Here is a 1,056-nt window from a genome sequence, read left to right as displayed (position 1 = left end):
CGCTCGAACACCGCGTCACACACCAGCCGGGCCAGGGTACCGGGACTGATACTGCCCAAACCATCACACCAGGACGGCATCGGATCCAACGGCGTCAACCCACCGGCACCGACCAAACCGGCACCGGTCAAACCGCTTTCTGGAGCCGAGAGAGGCTCCGGCTCGCGCTCCGGGTCTGGCTCCCAGGACCATGAAGACCCGGACCCGGGGCTGGAGGAATCGTTGATGCTGCCCTCAGTGGTGGTGGTATCCCAGCCGACACTGCGGCTGTCCGGGCCGATCCCTCCCGGCCACCCGTCACCGTCCGGTAGCACGGCTGGATCTGCCGGCGTCCGCGGCGCCGACAGCTCCGCTGGCAGCCCCGGTCCGGCTGACAACGCCAACGGTGCCGCTGATCCCCGTGGTACCGGTGATCCTGGTGGCGTTGATGGTGCTGGCGATGCTGGTGATACTGCTGGTAGTAGAGGTGGTGGTGGTTGGTTCCACAGCGTTTGGCGGAGGATCGCGGCTTCCCTGTCCGGGAAGCTGCGGAGCTGATCAATGGTAGTCGTGATCGTCATACGGGCCGGCCGCCTCCCCGGCCGAAGCCTGCCGGCCCTGCTCGGACCACAACGACTCCCCAACGCACCCGTCCCCGGACCCTTCGTACGCTTCGTCCCCCGGCCAGAATCTGTTCCCCCTTCATTTCCCGTTCCAGCACCCTCTCCAGCGCCGGTTCCAGCGCCCGTTCCGGCTCCGGCACCCTTACCAGCGCCCGTTCCGGCTCCGGCACCGGTTCCAGCGCCAGTTCCAGCGCCCGTTCCGCCTCCGGTGTCGGTGGGGGTGGTGTCGTTGGCGGGAGTGAGGGAGAACAGGTCCTCGGCCCGGGCCGCGGCAGCCGCTGCCCCCGCCCGGGCATCCACCTCCGGATGCACCCACCCACCACTGCCACCACTGCCGCCAGCAAAACCGTCGTCACCGCACTCATCAGCGCTGCTGCCCTCCGTAGGACCGGTGCTGCCGCCCTCCTCTGCCCCACCGCTGCCAGTAGCCCCATCGCTGCTGCTGTCACCAGCC

At 68.8% G+C, this 1,056-nt stretch carries 2 protein-coding genes and 1 pseudogene; all 3 read right to left on the bottom strand.

What is annotated here, in order from left to right; genetic code table 11:
* A partial coding sequence (locus OS914_RS18000; protein ID WP_267547427.1) for a hypothetical protein occupies positions 1-314 on the bottom strand: 314 nt, incomplete at its 3' end.
* Positions 298-486, bottom strand: coding sequence for a hypothetical protein (locus OS914_RS17995; protein ID WP_267547426.1), 189 nt, complete (start codon positions 484-486; stop codon positions 298-300). The genes OS914_RS17995 and OS914_RS18000, both read right to left, overlap by 17 nt.
* A 70-nt stretch (positions 487-556) precedes the next feature.
* Positions 557-1,056, bottom strand: a pseudogene (locus tag OS914_RS17990) (hypothetical protein); the annotation flags it as partial.

It is taken from the genome of Arthrobacter endolithicus, assembly GCF_026627425.1.
Lineage (GTDB): Bacteria > Actinomycetota > Actinomycetes > Actinomycetales > Micrococcaceae > Arthrobacter_M.
The sequence above is the reverse complement of the archived record's forward strand: the minus strand, read 5'-3'. Positions and strand labels throughout refer to the sequence as shown.